This window comes from Sulfurimonas indica, from assembly GCF_009192995.1.
Taxonomy (GTDB): Bacteria; Campylobacterota; Campylobacteria; order Campylobacterales; family Sulfurimonadaceae; genus Sulfurimonas; species Sulfurimonas indica.
Genome location: NZ_SDID01000007.1, coordinates 99,720 through 119,089, shown reverse-complemented (window position 1 = coordinate 119,089; position 19,370 = coordinate 99,720). Strand labels below are relative to the sequence as shown.

At 37.1% G+C, this 19,370-nt stretch carries 16 protein-coding genes; 6 read left to right on the top strand and 10 right to left on the bottom strand.

Annotated elements, in window-relative coordinates; genetic code table 11:
* Position 1: 1 nt before the first annotated feature.
* The gene (locus ES948_RS05240) at positions 2-1,309 is read right to left on the bottom strand and encodes a TolC family outer membrane protein (RefSeq protein WP_152183892.1); all 1,308 of its coding nucleotides are present in this window, start codon (positions 1,307-1,309) and stop codon (positions 2-4) included.
* A 167-nt stretch (positions 1,310-1,476) separates the two neighbouring features.
* Between ES948_RS05240 and ES948_RS05235 the strand changes: the two genes are divergently transcribed.
* Positions 1,477-4,521, top strand: coding sequence for a MutS-related protein (locus tag ES948_RS05235; protein WP_152183891.1), 3,045 nt, complete (start codon positions 1,477-1,479; stop codon positions 4,519-4,521).
* 3 nt (positions 4,522-4,524) lie between these two features.
* Here the strand turns inward: ES948_RS05235 and ES948_RS05230 are convergent, their stop codons facing one another.
* Positions 4,525-4,968 carry a GatB/YqeY domain-containing protein gene (locus ES948_RS05230; protein WP_152183890.1) on the bottom strand — a complete coding sequence of 148 codons (444 nt, stop codon included), beginning with the start codon at positions 4,966-4,968 and terminating at the stop codon, positions 4,525-4,527.
* A 71-nt stretch (positions 4,969-5,039) separates the two neighbouring features.
* On the opposite strand from ES948_RS05230, the gene flgH reads away from it, so the two are divergent.
* From flgH to ES948_RS05210, 4 genes are all read left to right on the top strand, one after another.
* Entirely contained in the window at positions 5,040-5,765 is a 726-nt protein-coding gene (flgH, locus tag ES948_RS05225; RefSeq protein WP_152183889.1) for a flagellar basal body L-ring protein FlgH, read from the top strand.
* Complete coding sequence (locus ES948_RS05220) at positions 5,710-7,164, top strand: hypothetical protein (RefSeq protein WP_188109455.1); 1,455 nt, start codon at positions 5,710-5,712, stop codon at positions 7,162-7,164. Before flgH ends, ES948_RS05220 begins: the two co-directional genes overlap by 56 nt.
* A 48-nt stretch (positions 7,165-7,212) precedes the next feature.
* A complete protein-coding gene (locus ES948_RS05215; protein WP_152183888.1) occupies positions 7,213-7,512 on the top strand; it encodes a diguanylate cyclase domain-containing protein in 300 nt (99 codons plus the stop codon).
* Positions 7,513-7,613: 101 nt separating this feature from the next.
* Positions 7,614-8,456 carry an EAL domain-containing protein gene (locus tag ES948_RS05210; RefSeq protein WP_152183887.1) on the top strand — a complete coding sequence of 281 codons (843 nt, stop codon included), beginning with the start codon at positions 7,614-7,616 and terminating at the stop codon, positions 8,454-8,456.
* 6 nt (positions 8,457-8,462) lie between these two features.
* On the opposite strand, the gene ES948_RS05205 is transcribed toward ES948_RS05210, so the two are convergent.
* From ES948_RS05205 to ES948_RS05190, 4 genes are all read right to left on the bottom strand, one after another.
* Complete coding sequence (locus ES948_RS05205) at positions 8,463-9,242, bottom strand: ion transporter (protein ID WP_152183886.1); 780 nt, start codon at positions 9,240-9,242, stop codon at positions 8,463-8,465.
* A 9-nt stretch (positions 9,243-9,251) separates the two neighbouring features.
* The gene (locus tag ES948_RS05200; RefSeq protein WP_152183885.1) at positions 9,252-10,790 is read right to left on the bottom strand and encodes a SulP family inorganic anion transporter; all 1,539 of its coding nucleotides are present in this window, start codon (positions 10,788-10,790) and stop codon (positions 9,252-9,254) included.
* 1 nt (position 10,791) lies between these two features.
* Positions 10,792-13,419 (bottom strand): valine--tRNA ligase, encoded by a 2,628-nt coding sequence (locus ES948_RS05195; protein ID WP_152183884.1) that lies wholly within the window; start codon positions 13,417-13,419, stop codon positions 10,792-10,794.
* Between the two features lie 82 nt (positions 13,420-13,501).
* Positions 13,502-14,320, bottom strand: coding sequence for a GGDEF domain-containing protein (locus ES948_RS05190; RefSeq protein ID WP_152183883.1), 819 nt, complete (start codon positions 14,318-14,320; stop codon positions 13,502-13,504).
* A 123-nt stretch (positions 14,321-14,443) separates the two neighbouring features.
* Here ES948_RS05190 and ES948_RS05185 point away from each other — a divergent pair, with 123 nt between their 5' ends.
* Positions 14,444-16,522 carry an ATP-dependent helicase gene (locus tag ES948_RS05185; protein ID WP_152183882.1) on the top strand — a complete coding sequence of 693 codons (2,079 nt, stop codon included), beginning with the start codon at positions 14,444-14,446 and terminating at the stop codon, positions 16,520-16,522.
* Here ES948_RS05185 and ES948_RS05180 read toward each other — a convergent pair.
* From ES948_RS05180 to ES948_RS05165, 4 genes are read right to left on the bottom strand one after another with little or no spacing between them, the layout of a single operon-like run.
* The gene (locus ES948_RS05180; RefSeq protein WP_152183881.1) at positions 16,519-17,304 is read right to left on the bottom strand and encodes an EI24 domain-containing protein; all 786 of its coding nucleotides are present in this window, start codon (positions 17,302-17,304) and stop codon (positions 16,519-16,521) included. The genes ES948_RS05185 and ES948_RS05180 overlap by 4 nt on opposite strands.
* Positions 17,305-17,826, bottom strand: coding sequence for a YtfJ family protein (locus tag ES948_RS05175; RefSeq protein WP_152183880.1), 522 nt, complete (start codon positions 17,824-17,826; stop codon positions 17,305-17,307). It lies immediately after the preceding gene.
* Positions 17,823-18,782: a DUF3137 domain-containing protein gene (locus ES948_RS05170; protein ID WP_152183879.1), complete on the bottom strand. Its 960-nt coding sequence runs from the start codon at positions 18,780-18,782 to the stop codon at positions 17,823-17,825. The genes ES948_RS05175 and ES948_RS05170 overlap by 4 nt, the downstream gene beginning before the upstream one ends.
* A gap of 5 nt (positions 18,783-18,787) precedes the next feature.
* Positions 18,788-19,345: a LemA family protein gene (locus ES948_RS05165; RefSeq protein ID WP_152183878.1), complete on the bottom strand. Its 558-nt coding sequence runs from the start codon at positions 19,343-19,345 to the stop codon at positions 18,788-18,790.
* Positions 19,346-19,370: the final 25 nt, after the last annotated feature.

Genomic DNA, 19,370 nt, shown 5'->3' with positions numbered 1-19,370 from the left:
TCTATTTCTTTCCTGATTTTAGATTGACATTGGAATAAATGATTGTATTGTCATTTATAATAGAACTGACAAGTATACCCATTGTATCAAGAATTTTGTATTGTGCATATAAAATGCCAAACTCCGTAGTAATAATTTGTGCTTTTGAGCGGATAAAGTCATTTTGTGTGGAGAGAAGATCAAGCAAAGAACGGCGTCCCAAATCATACTCTTTTGAGTAGAGAACGAGTGTTTTATATGAAAAATTTTTATATTCTTGAAGGTGTAGTAGCTGTTTTTTGAGTTTTGTCTGTGCTGCCCAAGCAATCTTTAAACTTTGGTGAATTTTGCGTTTGGTATCATTTTTATTTGCAATCTCTTGTTGAATTTTTGCGTAACTTTTCTCTATAGATGCTTGATCATTAAAACCATTAAAAAGATTGTAGGAAATATAAGCCATTGCACGAAACTCATTATCCTTTCCTTCTGTACCACTTACATTGTTGTTGTATTCTTGTGAAGCTTCCAAGTCTATTTTTGGATAATATTTTGCTTTATTTTCTCTGCTTGTCGCCTGTGCTGCCTTAATATTGTACTCATTTGCCATAAGTGAAGGATTGTGTTTGAGTGAAAAATCGATTGCTTCATTTAGTGTTTTTGGTAAAATTGTTTTATCTATATTTGGCCTTTGCATCGCAGTTACTGTGGCAGGGTGACCAAGTACTTTTTCAAAGTTATATAAAGCATTTAAAAGTGAGTTTTCCTGAACGACGAGATTTGACTTTGCAAGTGCCAGAGATGATTCTATTTTTTTTACTTCAGAGAGTGTAGTGAGTCCTGCTTTATAGAGTTTTTTTACTCTGTTAAATATTTCTTGATCAATTTGCACATTTTCCTCAGCTGTTCCTAAAAGTTCTTGATTCTTAACTACTTCGAGATAGGTGTTGACCAACTCAATAGAAGTATTGTTTACTTTTTCTATATAGCTATATGCTGCTGCAGCAGTTCTGTATTCTTGAGAATCAACTAAAGATGTTGTGCCAAAGCCGTTAAAAATATTGTGTGTATAGTTAAGAGAACTTTTGTATACAGAGTAGTCTGTTGTTGCATAATCATGTACTATTTTTTCTTCTCCAGTGCCAAGTTTAATGTCAAGTTTTGGATAGTAGCCGGATTTTGCTGAAGTAATATCCTGTTTTGTTGCATTATAATTTTGAAGTCGTTCCTGAATAATAGGATTTGTGTGCAAAATCTCTTCCAGACTCTCTTTGAGTGTTTGTGCGAATGTTATAGAAGTCAGAAGAAAAAGATGTATAGTGATTTTTAACATAGAAAACCTTTAATACGTTATTGTGTGATAATTCAAATGAATGATTATAACAAATAAATATCCGAAATATTCTATAAAATCGGTAAAATAATGAAAAAGTGAGAAAATAGTAAGTAGTTTCTTATGATATAATCACAAAGATATTACAAGAAATAGCAAAGAGAGATATGCGTTCATCTGAAGTAGAAAAATTATTAAATAATAAAGATAAGTTATTAACACAAATCTATTTTGATTTGCAGCGTCATTTTGAAGACAAATACGGCGCTGATACTGTAGTATTTATGGAAATTGGAACTTTTTTTGAAGTTTATGAAGTAAATAATGATGATGAACAGGTTGGAAAAGCAAAAGAGATAGCTGAACTTTTAAATATTCAACTGACAAAGAAAAATAAAAACATTGTAGAAAACTCTGATAAAAATCCACTCTTAGCTGGTGTACCCGCTGTTAGTTTTGAGCGCTATCTTAATCGTCTTATAGCAGAGCAAAAATATACGGTTATTGTTGTCAAGCAAAAAGGTAATCCTCCAAAAATCAGCCGTTATATCGCACAAATTGTCTCTCCTGGAACGAACTTTGACCATATAGTAGATAATGATGACAACTACATTGTCTCAATTTTAGTAGATAAGTTTCGTGATATCTATACTGTAGGCTACTCGGCTATTGATGTGACAACGGGAAAAACATGGCTCTATGAGACACACGGAACAAGTGAAGATCCGGCTTATGCACTTGATGAGGTTTTTAATCTTTTCAATGTCTACAGAACGAGTGAAGTAGTGATGACATTTTTGGATGGGATTGATAACCAAAAGCATGTGATGCAGTACCTTGAAATTCCTGAACACTATCATTATTCAGTCAATAATCAAAGACCAAAAATCGACTTTCAAAACGAACTTTTTAAAGAGGTCTATCAGATTCAATCTCTTCTCTCTCCGATAGAACATTTGGATTTAGAACGCAATCCTATGATTACGGAGTCTTTAGCGATTCTCATTAACTTTGTAATAGAACATGATTACCACATCGTTCAAAAGATGGCAATGCCGCGCATCATTGACAACCGCCGTTTTATGTATCTTGGCAACAATGCCTTAGAGCAGATGGGTATCATCTCAAAAGACCGCAAAGAGTTTACACTGCTCAAGATGCTTGATAAAAGCTCAACTGCCATAGGGCGTCGTCTTTTAAAAGAGAGACTGCTTAATCCGATTATGGACAAAGAGGAGCTTGAACGTCGTTATAATTTGATAGAGAAGGTAAACTCTCACGTGCGTTATCTTGATGAGATGATGCGAGGAATCTATGATATGGAACGTCTCTCACGCAGACTCTCCCTAGCACGCCTGCATCCTTTTGAGATGAATCATCTCTATGACTCAATGGTGAGTGTTAAAGAGTTGATGCAATATGTAAAGAAACATAAGATTCAGCGTACACCTTTTCATGAGAGTGAGCTAGATGAGTTTCTGCGTGAGATAGAAAAGAGCATCGATTTGGATGTCTCACGCAGGTTTACGAATGCTACAGTTGATGAGAACTTCTTGATGAGTGGTGTGGATGAAAGTATAGACACACTTGTAAAAGAGAACAGTGTTATGCTTGTTGCATTTGAAGATATTATGAAAAAGATAGAGGTAATGCTTGAAGATGCAGGGGCAAGCAGCAGTGCAAAGGTTGTCTCTTTAGGACTTTTGGAAAAAGAGGGTTACTATATCTCTTTAAGTAAAAACCGTTTTTCATTCATTGAGAGTGCATTTAAAAAAAATGAAGAGTTCTCCAAGTTTGTTGTCAAAAAGCTGACAAATTCCGTAAAAATTACCTCTACTTTTACGGATGAGCTCTCTGACAGAATCATGAAAAATCGTCGCAAGATCGTTACGCTTGTAAAAGAGCGTTATATTCAACTTCAAAATCTTTTTGAGCGACGTTATTCACTTCTTTTTGAACGTGTCATTGCCTATGTTGCAGACTTGGATGTCGGTGTGAGCTCTTCAAAGATAGCGCAGGAGCATAAGCACTCCCGACCGATGATAGTTGAAGCCAAAGAGGATGAGAACTTTATGCAGATTATGCAGCTGCGTCATCCGCTCATTGAGGTGCAAGAACGTGGTGGTATCTATGTGCCAAATGACATCGTTATGGGAAACCGTGACTACCTTGACCTACCGCATCCGACAACAGTGATGCTTGATGTACGTGTCCATGACGGACATGATATTAACGGTGTACTCTTGTATGGGATTAACTCGAGTGGAAAAAGCTCATTGATGAAGAGTATCGGTATAGCCGTTCTTATGGCGCAGTCCGGTTTTTTTGTAAGTGCAGCTGTGATGAAGTTCTCTATCTTTGATTCACTTTTTACCCGTATAGTATCTAAAGATAACCTTGCAAAGGGGCTTTCAACCTTTGCTGTGGAGATGTTAGAGCTCAAAAACATATTTAACCGTTCAAGTGTCCGTTCTTTGGTTTTGGGTGATGAGATAAGTCATGGTACTGAAACACTTTCGGGTGTTGCTATTGTTGCAAGTGCCATTCAAAAGCTCTCAAATGTACGTTGTCTCTTTTTGTTTGCAACACACCTGCATCAACTCTCAACAATGCCGGAAATCACGCGTTTAAATAATGTAGTGGATTTACACTTGAGTGTAGAGTATGATGAGGAAGCAGATAAGCTCATCTTTAATCGTGTGCTACAGGCTGGAAGTGGAAGTAGTATCTATGGATTGGAATTTGCAAAATCACTGCATATGGACAGTGAATTTTTAGAGACAGCAAATACCATCAGAAAACGTCTAGCCAATGATTTTGATGAGTTAGAGTTACTTGTGAAGAAGAAAAAATCAAAATACAACAAAGAGTTGTATGTAACTAAGTGTATTGTCTGTGGTGCTGTTGCAGAGGATGTGCATCATATCTCACATCAGTCTTTGGCAGATAAAGCAGGATTTATCGGACATTTTCATAAAGACAATAAACATAACCTTGTACCACTCTGTAAGGAACACCATAAGCAGATTCATGATGGAAAACTCCATGTAAACGGTTTTATCATGACAAGTAAAGGTTTAGAGTTACAGTTTGAAGAGCAGATGGCGAAGCCTGAACCTAAAAAAGTACAAGAGCCTGAGATAAATAAAAACGTGGAAGTAAAAAAGATAGAAGATGACGAGCCAAAAGGCTTCGTCTTGGATGATTGGTAGAATTTAAGAGAGTGACTTCTTCACACATTCGCTGACACGTTTACCGTCAGCTTGACCAGCAAGCGCTTTGTTGGCTGCTCCCATTACTTTTCCCATCTCTTTCATACTTGTTACTCCAACTTCAGCTATTATCTTTGTGATAGCTGTACAGAGTTCATCGTCACTAAGCTGAGCAGGAAGATAAGGCTCATAGTAAGCAATCTCCTCAAGTTCTATTTGCATCAGATCCTCACGGCCAGCCTCTTTGTATTGGTTAGCTGCATCATTTCTGCGTTTTATCTGTGTCTGGATAATTTTGATAACATCGTCATCTGTGAGCTCTTTTCTCTCATCAACTTCAATTTGCTTAAATGCTGATGTAAGCAGACGAAGTGCATCTCTTTTTTTAGTATCTTTGGCTTTCATTGCCTCTTTGACATCTGTATTTATTTGTTCGCGTAAACTCATGATATATTATCCTTATATGTGGAACTGAAATTGCTAGAATTATACACAAATATAGATATTAAAGAGATTTAATGCAAAAAAAATTAACTATTCCCTTATCTGTTGTAGTGATGGCTTACTTTTTTTCCGGATGTACAGCAAAACTAACAGACCCTGAGATCAATTTTGAACCACCGGCTTATGTTGAGCAGATGCCAGCACGTGAAGAGAAACAGGATTTTGCTTCAACAGGCAGTCTTTTTGGAAAAGGGGATAATCCTCTTTTTTCAGATCATAAAGCAATGCATGTTAATGATATTGTTACCGTTGTTATCTCAGAGACTGCAAAAAGTTCGAACACGGGTACAAAGCAGTTAAGTGAGAGTGATGAGTCAAATCTTGGTGGAGGTATCTTCTCCTCTGCCGGTGCTGCAAACGGAAATGTCAATGATGCCATAACAAAAGTCAATGGCTACAGTGATATCGGTTTTAAAACAAAATCTGACAATACCTATAAAGGGCAGGGTAGTGCTACAAAAGATGCTAGCTTTACGACAACAATTTCTGCTAGAATAGTAAAAGTACTTCAAAATGGAAACTATTTTATATCTGGTACACGTGAGATACTTGTGGATGATCAAAAACAGATCATCCAAATAAGTGGGGTTATCCGTCCGTATGATATCGACCAGTATAATAAAATAAACTCTACACAGATAAGTGATGCGAAGATTCTTTATAAAACTGAGGGAGATATGGACCGTGCAACAAAACAGGGATGGGGAACGAAACTTATTCAATCCGTTTGGCCTTTTTAGCCTTTTTATTTTACTCTGGGCAAATGGTCTCTTTGCCGAGAGTTTTGCTGACTTTAAAAGAGTACAGTCAGCTGCATACACAGAGTATAAAGATGAAAGGGACAATGCTTTTAATGCTTACTTAAAAGCACAGTGGAAAGAGTATAAGGCATACATCACACCTCCGATGTATACAGAGCCAAAACCAAAATCAATAAGGCCGAAAGAGGAACAAAAAGCTCCAGAAGTTGGACCTGCAGTCAAGATTCAGTTGCCAGAAAAAGAAAAGATAAAAAAAGCGACGCAGCCAAAAAAAGAGATAAAAAAAGATATCAATTTTTACTTTTTTGGTTCTGAAGTCGCTTTTAGTTTTGACAAAAACATCAAAAAAGCAAAGTTTTATCCACAAAATCAGGCAGGGATATCGAACTTTTTTAGTATATTGGCCTCTAGTAACTACAATACAACACTTAGCGAGATAGAAAACTACAGAGACACACTGCAACTAAATGACTGGGCCCTGTACCTTTTAATCTCAAAACTTTCACAACATATTTACACAGAACAAAATGAGGCAAAGATTTACAAATGGTTTTTACTTAACAAGCTTTCATATAATGTAAAGATAGCTCTGAGTGAAAGTCAAAGTATATACCTGCTGCACTACTCCAAAGATACAATCTATGCAACACCTCGTTACAGTTTTGATGATAAGTACTATTACATCATCTCAAAGTACAATCAACAAAATATCGAGCGTATCTATACCTATGAACAGGAGTATCCTCAAGCTGACAAACCGATAGATTTTAGGCTCAAAACACTCCCTCTTTTTAAAAAACAAAATGTTTCTAAACGTATCTCTTTTCAAGATTATGGTAAAGTTTACGAAGCATCATATAAGTACAATGAAAACATTTTAGACTTTATGAATACATACCCACAGGTGGATTACAGAGTCTACTTTAATGCACCGATGGAGCATGAAACCTACAGAGATTTGGCAGAAGATATCAAAAAATATACAGATGGTAAAAAGATAAGTGAGGCGATGAACATTGTGCTTCGTTTTGTACAAAAAGCTTTTAAGTATGAGCGAGATAATGAACAGTTTGGACATGAAAAAGTGATGTTTGCAGAGGAGACACTTGTCTATAATGCATCAGATTGTGAAGACAGAGCTATACTTTTTTCTTACTTGATAAGAAAACTTTTTGGTGTGAGAGTTATTGGTGTAAAATATAGCGACCATATGAGTACAGCACTCTATATCCCCTTAGAAGGGGACTCCGTAAGGTATAACAGACGTAGGTATGTATTGGCTGATCCAACGTACGTAAATGCTAATATCGGTCAGGAGATGCCAAAGTATAAAAATATAGAACCGGAGTCTTTTATCAAATTAAGAACCTATAAATAAAAATAAGATATAATATTTATTATTTTATTTTATATTATTAGGATAGATATGGAATTTACTTTAGAGAAAAAAGAGTGGGACTATTATACAGACCAGTTAAGTGGTTTGCCTAACCGTTTTGCACTTTTAGAGTATATCAAACTGCACAGCCGACTTAATATCTTTGTTGTAAATATAGATAACTTTAACAACATAAACAATGCCTACGGATATGTCGTAGGGGATGAGATACTTACTGAACTTGCAAAAAGATTACAGCTTCTAAAACCAAAGAATGCAAAACTTTTCCGTTTCGATGGAGATAATTTGTATTTATTGTCAATGATTTTTTTAACTTTCGTGAGTTAAAAGATTTTTCTGAATCCATCATTTCATTTTTCAATCAAACAGAAATCGAACTTGAACACGATAATATCATCGTAAAAATTTCTGTAACCATCGGTGTTGCGATGGGTAATGGTATCATCACACTCAATCATGCAGCCGCTGCAGTACATGAAGCACGTCTTTATAAAAAAAGCTCTTACAAAATCTTTGAAACCAAATCAGAATATGCAAAGAAACAACAAGAGAACATCTACTGGATCAATAAGATACGCAGTGCGATAGAAGAAGAGAAACTACTTGGTTTTTTTCAACCTATAAAAAATCTACACAGTGGAGAGATAGAAAAATTTGAGTGTTTAGCAAGAATAGATGATGACGGAGGTTTGGTATCGCCTATCCGTTTTATGGAAGCGTGTAAGATGACCGGGACACTCTCTTTGATTACACGGCGAATAGTAACAAATGCTTTTCGTGTTTTTAGTGATACAGACTATGAGTTTTCCATTAACATCACATCAAATGATATCAACTTGGGGTATTTGGAAGAGTTTTTACTCCTTAATGTAAAAAAGTATAATATTGACCCTTCTCGTGTTGTACTGGAGCTACTTGAAGATATTGTGACACTTACAGAGTCTAATATGCTTGAACAGATCAACTCTTTAAGAAAAAAAGGCTTTAAGATCGCACTTGATGATTTTGGAGTTGAAAACTCTAACTTCTCACGTCTGTTAGAACTCAATCCTGATTATTTGAAAATTGATGGGATATTTATTAAAGATATTATTGAAAATGAAAAGAGTGAGCTGATTGTTGAGACAATAGTGCACTTTTGTAAACGAAGAGGCATTAAAATCATTGCTGAGTATATTCATAATGAAGTAGTGCTCAATAAAGTAAAAGAGATGGGTATTGACTATGCCCAAGGCTACTTTATAGGAGAGCCAAAAGAGAGTATAAAGTAAAAGATACTACTTTTTACTCTCAAGGAGGAGTTCTTTGAGCTCTTTTATCTCATTGTGTAACTCTTTTATCTCATCTTTTGCAACTACCTCTACTTGTGCTTCCTGATTCTCACTGAGATGATTCATAGCATCAACAACTACGGCAACAATCAAGTTAATCATGATAAATGTAACTATAAAGATAAATGGAACAAAAAAGAGCCATGCGTGAGGATATATCTCCATAATAGGACGTGCAATACCCATAGACCATGATTCTAATGTCATAATTTGAAAGAGTGTATAGAGTGAGCTTCCAAGAGAGCCAAACCAGTCAGGGAAACGATCTCCAAAGAGTTGTGTCGACATAACAGCTGCAATATAAAAGAGTATGGACATCAGTCCTGCAATAGAGGCCATACCGGGGATAACACTTGCAAGCGCCATAACAATTTTTCGCATTTGGGGAACGATTGTAATAACACGCAAAAGTCTGAAAATTCTTAAGATCCTAAAAATCTCAAAAACAGAATTTGCTGGGAACATTGAAACAAGGACAATACTTAGATCAAAGAGGCTCCAACCGTCCTTAAAAAACGAGACTCTGTGTGCATAGATGCGTAAGCCTATCTCTATGATAAAAATAGTGATGACAACAGTATCAAAAAGATAGAGTTCATCTTTAATATGTTCGTGGATGCTGGGATAGGTTTCTATTCCCATCGTTATACCATTTAAAAGGATAACTAAGAGAATAAAGTTTTTAAATTTTGGTGACTCGACTAAGTTGTATACTTTTTTATGCATGACTCCCTCCTAATAGTTAAATGCAACCTTGTATGTTGGATCATCCTCTTCATAGGTACAGTGTGGTCCTGCTTTTTTCATGATAGCTTTACAATCTCTGCTTAAGTGGCGCAACAGAAGGTTTTTCCCTGTATCTTCATATTTTTTTACAAGGGCATCAATCGCTTCAACGCCTGAAAAGTCTAGAACACGAGCATTTTTAAAATCAATAACCACTTTAGGAGGGTCATTTTTAATGTCAAAATTATCTGAAAATGTTGTAGCGCTTCCAAAAAAGAGCGGACCTTCTAGCTCATAAACCTTTGTTCCGTCTGCTTCTACGTGAGTCTTTGCCCAGATACGTGCATGTCTCCAAGCAAAAACAAGAGCAGAGATGATAACTCCGGCAATCACAGCTACCGCCAAATCTTCAACAACGGTAATGATGGTCACAACTACCATGACAAAAACGTCAGCACGTGGCATATGCTTGAGATGTGAAAAACTCGACCACTCAAATGTCCCGATACTCACCATAAACATGATTCCAACAAGAACACCTACAGGAATGGCATTGAGAACATCTGTAAGTGAGACTACCAAAATGAGAAGACCGACCGCTGCAGTAAATGAAGAGAGACGTCCAAGTCCACCAGAAGTGTAATTGATGATAGATTGTCCAATCATTGCACAACCTGCCATACCACCGAAGAAACCACTTGCGATATTTCCACATCCAAGAGCGATACACTCTTGGTTCCCACTGCCCCGTGTACCGCTCATCTCATCAAGAACAGCCAAAGTAAGCAGGGACTCAATAAGCCCGACAAGCGCCATAATAACAGCATATGGGAGCACCATAATGATAGCATCAAGACTAAAGAGAGTATCTGGAATGATGAGGTGCGGCAGCTGTCCTTTAAACTGACTCAGATCTGCCAAATCACCAACTGTAAGCGTATCAATACCTGCAAAATATACTACAAGGGAGATAAGTACAATGGCAACAAGACCAGATGGTACTGCTTTTGTGAATTTTGGAAGTATATACATGATGAGCATAGTAATAATTACTATGGCATACATTATCCAGCTTTGTCCCTCAAAAAATTTAAACTGTGCCATGGCAATAACAATAGCCAGTCCGTTCACAAAACCATAAAGTGCCGGTTGCGGTACAAGACGAATGAATTTTCCAAGTTTGAAAACTCCAAAAAGTACTTGAATAAGACCTGCAATGATAGTAGCAAGCAGGACATAATTGAGTATATGTATATAGAGTTCATCTCCGGTGTAGCCTTGGCCTTTTAGAAGGTTGTTTGCTTCAATAACAAGACCAATGATAACAACAGCAACACTTCCCGTCGCACCACTAATCATACCCGGTTTTCCACCGATCAGTGCAGTGATAAGACCTAAGATAAAAGCAGTATAAAGCCCGACAATAGGGCTTACTTCTGCGATGAAACTAAAAGCAATAGCTTCTGGTACAAGTGCAACGGCAACGACAAGCCCAGAGAGAATATCATTTTTGATATTTGGTGATGTATATTTTCTTATATCAAACAAATTATGCCTTTAGAGAGCTAAGCTGCTCTAAAACTTTTTCTCTTTTCGCTTGGGCTTCTGCAAGTGCTTCACGATTTTTCTCGAGTACATCTGCAGGAGCATTGGCTACGAAACGCTCATTATTAAGCATGCCATTTAGTTTTCCTATCTCTTTTTGGAGTTTTTCAGCCTGTTTTGTAAGTTTGTTGATGATAGGTGTCAGATCAATTGAGTCAGTAGGGATGAAAGTCTCACATTTGTCTGCGATGTCACTGACCGCATTTTCGATTTTTTCTTCTGTAAACTCCAGGTTTTCTACTTTTGCAAGTTTTGCGATAAACGGTGTCATCATTGCTTTATCTTTGTCAGATATACCATCAATCTTCACAAAAGCTTTCTCGATTTTTTGGTTTGCCATATCAACAAGTACTTTTGCACGGCGGATTGAGACAATAGCATCCATGATAATTTCAAATTTTGCTTCTTCTTTACGCTGTTTTGTTTTATGAGGGAATTTTTGAATCATAATGGACTCACCATCTTCAAGGCTAGTTCCACTGAGTTGATGGTAAAGATGCTCTGTGATAAACGGCATAAAAGGGTGGAGTAGTTTCATTGCTTCTTTAAAGATAGCACCAAGTTCTACTACAGCACCTTTGTCTGCTTTAGAGAGTTCGATTCCCCAGTCACAAAACTCGTTCCATAAAAATCTGTACATCGTAAGGGCTGCATCATTGAATTTATACTCATCAAGATAGGCACGTACCTCTTTTGTTGCTAGGTTCAAGCGGCTCATCATATAGCGACCTAAATCACTCTCAACACAAAATCCTGCCATATCAGGGAAAGTCTCTACATTCATCTGCAGATATTTTGCTGCATTGTAGAGCTTGTTCGTAAAGTTACGGTTGAGTTGGAGTTTCTCCTCGCTCATTCTGATATCACGCCCTTGTGCAGCAGAGATTGCCAGAGTAAAGCGTAAAATATCTGCAGAGTATTTATTAACCATATCAAGTGGATCGATAACGTTACCTTTTGACTTACTCATCTTTTGACCATGCTCATCACGTACAAGTGCGTGCAGATAGATATCTTTAAACGGTAGTTCACCAATGAAGTGCTCACCCATCATCATCATACGTGCTACCCAGAAGAAAAGAATGTCAAAACCGGTAATAAGAAGTGCATTCGGATAGAACTCTTTCATATCTTCTGATTTGAAAAGTTTGTCCATCTCGACATCACCATTCCCCCAACCAAGAGTTGAAAATGGCCAGAGTGCAGAGCTAAACCAAGTATCAAGTACATCAGGGTCCTGATGGAAATTTTTAGAGGCACATTTTGGACAAGCTGCCGGGTGTTCTTCAGTAGAAGCAAACTCATGTCCACAATCATCGCAGTAAAATACAGGAATCTGATGTCCCCACCAAAGTTGGCGTGAGATACACCAGTCACGAAGTTCACCCATCCAAGAGTTGTAAGAGTTTATCCAGTGTGGTGGGAAGAATTTTGCTTCACCTGCATTTGTTTTTTCGATGGACTTATCTGCTACCTCTTTACGTACGAACCACTGTTTTGAGATGTAAGGCTCAACTACGTTTTTACATCTGTAACAGTGTCCTACCTGGTGTTTATGGTCTTCGATTTTTACAATAAAACCTTCTTCTTCAAGGCGTTTTACGATAATATCACGCGCTTCTAAACGCTCTAAACCTTTAAACTCTCCTGCATAATCGTTAAGAATTCCTTTTTCATCAAAAACAGTGATAAACTCAAGGTCATGACGTTTTCCAACTTCGTAGTCATTCTGGTCATGAGCAGGTGTTACTTTTACCACACCTGTTCCGAACTCCATATCTACGTGAGTATCGGCGATGATTTTTACTTTTCTCTCTAAAAGTGGAAGTTTTATCTCTTTTCCGATGATATCAATGTAGCGCTCATCATCAGGATGAACCATAACAGCAGTATCTCCAAAATATGTCTCTGGACGAGTTGTTGCGACTTCAACAAAACCGCTTCCATCAGCAAATGGGTACTTGATGTGGTAAAACTTTCCATCTTCTTCTTCGTGTTCTACCTCGATATCAGAGAGTGCACCATCATGTGTACACCAGTTGACCATGTAGTTTCCACGAACGATCAAACCTTCATTGTAAAGATGAACGAATGCCTCACGCACAGACTTTTGCAGTCCTTCATCCATTGTAAAGCGCTCTCTTTCCCATGCAGGAGATACACCCATTTTACGGAGCTGTTCTGTCATGATACCGGCAGATTCTGCTTTCCATTTCCAAGCACGTTCTAAGAAAGCTTCACGGCCTATCTCCTCTTTTGTTGTTCCTTCTGCTAGGAGCTGTTTTTCAACTACGTTTTGTGTTGCGATTCCGGCATGGTCAGTTCCTGGTTGCCAGAGTGTCTTGAATCCATCCATACGTTTGTAACGAGTGATGATATCTTGGAGTGTAAATGTGAGTGCATGACCGATATGAAGGCGCCCTGTCACATTTGGAGGTGGCATCATAATTGCGAAGTGTTTATCTTCTTCTTGGATGTTTTTGTTGCCATCTACTTCAAAGTATTTGCGCTCTTCCCAAATCTTGTAGTATTTGTATTCTGTCTCTTGTGGATTGTACTTGTTTTCTGACATAATATTATCGCCTTAAAATCTATTAAATTTCGCGATTATATCCAAATATAGGTGAGGATTTGCTTATGTATTCAGAGGTTGTCTATATACCTGTAATTCTACTTTTGATCTTTACTTTATCATTGTACATATTTTTATCTGCATTTTCGATGATTTCTGCTAAGGAGTCGTTTTGCTGAAAGCTTGCTAGACCGAAAGAAAAGCTCAGTGTAAACATCTCTTCATGTGCTTTTAATTTTTTGGCAAGAATACTCTCTCTTGTCTTATGCAGACGTTTTGTTGCAAGATTTTCATGAGTACTTTCTGGAAATAAGATGATAAATTCATCTCCTCCGTAACGAACGATATCTCTTTCAATACTTTTTAAGTGGTTTGCCATAAAGATGAGAACTTTATCACCTATGATATGGCCATAGGTATCATTGATGAGTTTAAAGTAGTTTAGATCTATAATAGCAAGCAGACCGTTTTTTGTAAATCTTTTCTCATCATCTATATAGTTGTCATGAAGCCATTTTCGATTATAAGTATGTGTCAGTTCATCTCGATATACAGACTCTTTAAGTTTTTCTACTTCTTGACGAAGTGCCTCTGTCTCTTTGAGGACATCTTGAAGCAGTGTTTCATTTTTGTCTCGCATAGCAGTGATGGCTTTGGTTGTCGTTTCACTGAGTATGTTGGCATTTTTACTTGTTTGTGATTGTAATTCTGTTAAAAAGGAACACTCTTTTTGTAAAATTTCGCGTGAAATCTCATCTTCATTTTCTAAGGACAGATCATGATCATCTGCATACTTTGAAAATACGGAAGCATAGATACTTGGTGTGACAATATCCATATTTAAGATACTGTCTCTAGTATCATTTGTTACAATCTGCAAGAGATTTTCACTGTTTTGCATTTTCACAAGTACTCCAAATAATATTTGAGGACATTCTAACATCTTTACTATTAAATGGATGTTATATTGGTTGTTAATAAATATAATTAGCACACTTTAATAGTTACAAGGTATAATTCCGCCATGCCATTATCGCGTTTAAATGAAGAGCAGTATGCAGCTGCTACTTCCTCGTCCAATCAAAACCTTATTATCGCTTCTGCCGGAACTGGAAAGACTTCTACCATAGTAGGTAGGATAGCCTATCTTTTAAACTCCGGTATAGCCCCGCAAGAGATACTTCTGCTGACCTTTACCAACAAGGCTGCCGCTGAAATGGTTGCTCGTGTAGCAGAGTATTTTGGTGCAGATGTAGCTAAGAGAATAGATGCGGGAACTTTTCATGCTGTAAGTTACCGATGGCTTAAAAAACGCGATAAACGAGTTGTACTCAAACAGCAACGTGAACTTAAAACGCTCTTTCGTTCTGTATTTGAAAAGCGATCTTTTATGCACATAGATGCAGATGTTCAGCCCTATGGAGGTAACTATCTGTATGATCTTTACTCCTACTATCAAAACACAGAGTTAGAGAAACATTTTGAGTCTTGGCTTGTTGAAAACTATCCTGAGCATGAGCTCTTTGCAATGATATATGCCGATGTGGTCGATGAGTTTGAAGCTTTAAAAAAAGAGTATGGTTTTTTAAACTTCAATGACCTGCTTTTGGAGTTTCGAAAGATGGCCAAAGAGGCAGAACTCGGCTACAAAGAGGTACTTGTTGATGAGTACCAAGATACCAATGCGCTCCAAGGCACACTTATCGATGCGATGAATCCACCATCACTTTTTTGTGTTGGAGATTATGACCAGAGTATCTATGCTTTTAATGGTGCAGATATCACGATCATTGGTTCATTTACGAAAAAATATCCTGATGCAGTTGTTCATACTTTGACAAAGAACTACCGTTCAACGATGCCAATTTTGTCTCTGGCAAATAAGGTTATAGAGATAAATGAGAGAATTTATCCGAAAAAACTAGAAGTTACTAGAAACTATGATGCCGAGCTTCCAAAACTTCTGGCATTCGATGAGCTTTTTGACCAGTATCACGGTGTAGCGGACAAGATCTCACAAACTGCTACACCACGTGAGGAGATAGCTGTTATTTTTCGTAATAACTCCTCTGCGGATGGTATAGAAGTAGGACTGCGTGAGCTTGGTATCAACTGTAAGCGCAAAGGTGGAACGAGCTTTTTTGATTCACGTGAGGTAAAAGCTGTCCTTGATCTGTATACACTGCTTGTCAATGAGTCTGATATGATGGCTTTCATTCATCTTTTTGAATTTGCACGTGGCATTGGGTCTGCGATGGCAAAAGAGCTTTACATCGCTCTGAAATCTTTAGGGCACGGCAGTATGTTTTATGGCTTGTATGCACCTGATGAATCACAGAAAAATCCTTTTGAGAAGCGTAAGCTCAACCATCAGCTCGGTCTCTTTGATGACTTTTTAGAACTCGGTGCAGTAGGGAAGTATGCAAAGCTTGGATTTGAATCAAAATTTATGAAAAATCCAATCCTCAAGCATCCGAAGCTCACAAAAGAGTCAGCAACTTTTTTACATAATTTCTATCTGCTTTTTCGTGATTTAAAGGGCATTAAACAGCCCCGAACAATCGTACGTAAGATTGCAGATTCTGAGCTTTTTAAATACATCAGTGAGTATCTCTCCACAAAAAGAGCAACTCTTAAAGACGGAAGTATTGATGAGAAGCAAAAAGAGGAGTCGATGGTACGTATCTCACGTAAGATGCTTCTACTGCAGGACTTGGCGAAACCTTACTCTGAGCATGACAGGTTTTTAAATGCGATGATACTGGGCTCATCTGACCTCACGCAGGGTGAAGGAGTGAACCTTTTAAGCGTGCATGCAAGTAAAGGTTTGGAGTATAAAGAGGTCTATGTAGTGGATTTAATGGATGGTCGTTTTCCAAATAGGAAGCTGATGCAGCGAGGTGGCAGTCTTGATGAAGAGAGACGTCTCTTTTATGTAGCAGTTACGCGTGCAAAAGATATACTTTATCTAAGCTATGCAAAGTATGACAAAATTAAAAAACAGAACTTTCTACCAAGTCAGTTTCTTTATGAAGCCGGCTTGGTTGCAAAAGATGAAAACTATCGAGCGCTTGTTATGAAGGAAGAGAAAGAGGAGGACTAAGCCTCATTTCTTAACTGTCTCACTGTTATAAAGTAACTGTGTCCGAGATAGATAACATAAAAAACCGAAGCAAAAAATATAACGAACGGGATAAGTGAGAGCAGATAGAGCCCCAAAGTTTTAAGTCTGAGTGTACTTTCATAAAAAAAGCGAATCTTCATGTCTTCCTCTTTTGTACAGATACTAGAACTTACATCATAAGTCATCATCTTATGGAAGAAGTAGTAAAGTGGTAGATTAAAGGCGATAACATTGATGAAGGGAATGAAGTAGAGCGGTATCATCACTAAAAAGAGAATGATCATTACAAAAATCCATTTCATTGCTAAAAAGAGACCCTCAATGGCATTGGAGTGTCCTATCATTTCTACATCCTGATAATGACGCATCTGAATCTCTTTTAAGATCATATGCGTTAAAAATCCGATAACAATCACTGCAACAAAGATGGAGAGATAAAGTGTCATAAAGCCACCAATGGTATAGACTAAAAATGTAGCTATCCATGAGGTAAGTGCAGAGCTCATTAAAAATTTGATAATAGCCGTACCTTCAAGTGTGGCTGTAAAACTATCTGTGTGAGGGATGCCATTTTCAATGGTAGTTTGTGTAGAGTTTACTTCCAATGTTCCAAGTTGCTCAAGCCCGATACCCGCTACTATGAAAAAGAGGATATAAAGTACTATCATACTGATAACAAAAGGGAGTATAGAGTACTGCAACATCTTTGCAGTAAAAAGATCTTGAATACTTTTTTTTAAAATTCCTGTTTCATCATTCATCTATAGGTTTTCCTCAATGAGAGTAAATGCTTTTTGTATATCATCTTCGCTCATTTTACCAGATTTATAAAAAAGGAGTTTTCCGTTTTTATCAAAAATGAGGACATTGGAAGCATCATCACCAAGTTCCCACTCTCCAACTAAGACTTTGTTTTTATCTTTTACATAGATAGTGTCAGGAAACTCTTCTTGTTTACCTTTGAGTATAGACTCGATAACAAAGTTTGGTTTCCATGTTGCAGCTAAGTTGATAATAGCGATACTTCCGTATGCACCTTTTTTTCTATACTCTTTTTTCTTCAACGCCTGCGTGAAATGTTCATTTACATCTTTTTCATCAGGATCAACATAAAACATTACATAGACATTCTCTTTAAGCATAGATGAACTCCAAGCAGCACCATCTTTAACGAGTCCACCATTCTCACCTGAAATGCTTACTTCTTTAGGTTTTTCACCAACCGTAACTGCAAAAAGATTCAGTGTAGCTAAGAGCGCTACTATTCCCATTTTTATTTTCATACTTTACTCCATAGTTTTTGATTGAGTTTTAACTCTTCAACGATTCCAATCACGAGATGCAGTGTTGAAACATACTCCATTGCTATTTTATAGTTTAATAGTGAATGAAAAACAGATGGCTCAAACATATCATCATTATACTCTATGGCCATGTAGATTTTTCCACCTACAAAAGAGACATATATTGGCTGTTTTGTTTTCTTTTTATAATTGAGAAGTTTTTGCATAAGCGTATGCGTGAGGATATATCTGGCTTCTACCTGATCTGTTCCATAGACAACGAACTCTTTTTCAAAATCAACATTGTCCATTTTAATGAGCTCATCGCGTGAGAAGTTATTTGCCTGTAGCCAGCCGCCGATGAGGTCTCCCAAGAGAGACTGTGCACTATCAGGGAGTATAACGGTCTGTCCATGAAATTTTTTATGAAAATCAGAGACGATAAAAAGCCCTTTAAATATTTTCTCCCATGATTCTCTGCCTTTTGAACCTTTATGCTTTTTTTCTGCATGAAAATCTGAAAAAGCGATATCGATGTTGTCGATTTTTCCTCGTACATAATCATTTCCACTCACTCTGTCTGGGCGGCTTGTAAAGAGTTTTGAACGGTTGAAGTTTGAAAGAGGAATATGAAGGTCCGGAAGATAGTCTAAGTTTTCATCTATCTCTTTGATAAGTGGAGCGATGATCTTTTGTTTAAAGTCACTTGCATAATCACTTATAAGAAACTTGTATATCCATGCCCATCCTGCAATATAAAAGATAGCTATATAGACAAAAGCTTCAAACTCCAGATATTTAAAGATAGAAAAGACGATACCAAAAACAATGAGTGTATAAAAGATTCCTATCTTTATCACTTTGCTTTTAACGGCTTCTCTCTCTTTCTCTAGCTCCTCTAAGACAGGGTAGAGTGTTTTATAGTAAAAGTCTGTAAGCTCACTGATAGTTTTCATAAAAATTATTTAGCAAAAAGTTCACTTACATTTACATTTTTTCGTTCATTTTTACTGATAACAAAGACATCTTTTGCTTTGTAGCCCATTATTGAAGCCATAAAATTTGTTGGTATCATCTCCAAAGCATTGTTGTAATCTGTCACAGCCTGATTGTAAGCACGACGAGCTGCAGCGATCTGCTCTTCTACTTCATTTAAAGAGCGTTGCAGATGCATCACGTTTTCATTTGCTTTTAAATCAGGATAGTTCTCTACTGCTATCATTATAGAGCCCAGTGTTTTTGTGGTCTTAGCATCAAGGTCAATTTTTTGTTTATCAGAGAGATTTGGTTTATTTGCTTCACTTCTAAGCTTTGTAACCTCTTCTAAAAGAGATTTTTCATGCTCCATATACTTTGATACCGAAGCAACAAGATTTGGGATGAGGTTATAACGCTTCTTTAACTGTGTATCGACACTTGCAAAAATATTATCTACCTGATTTTTCTTTGCAACTAAAGAGTTGTACATCAAAACAAGGATGATCGCTATTACAATTACTATGATCAAGGATGTTGACATATTGTGCCTTTTATCTGTTTTTATT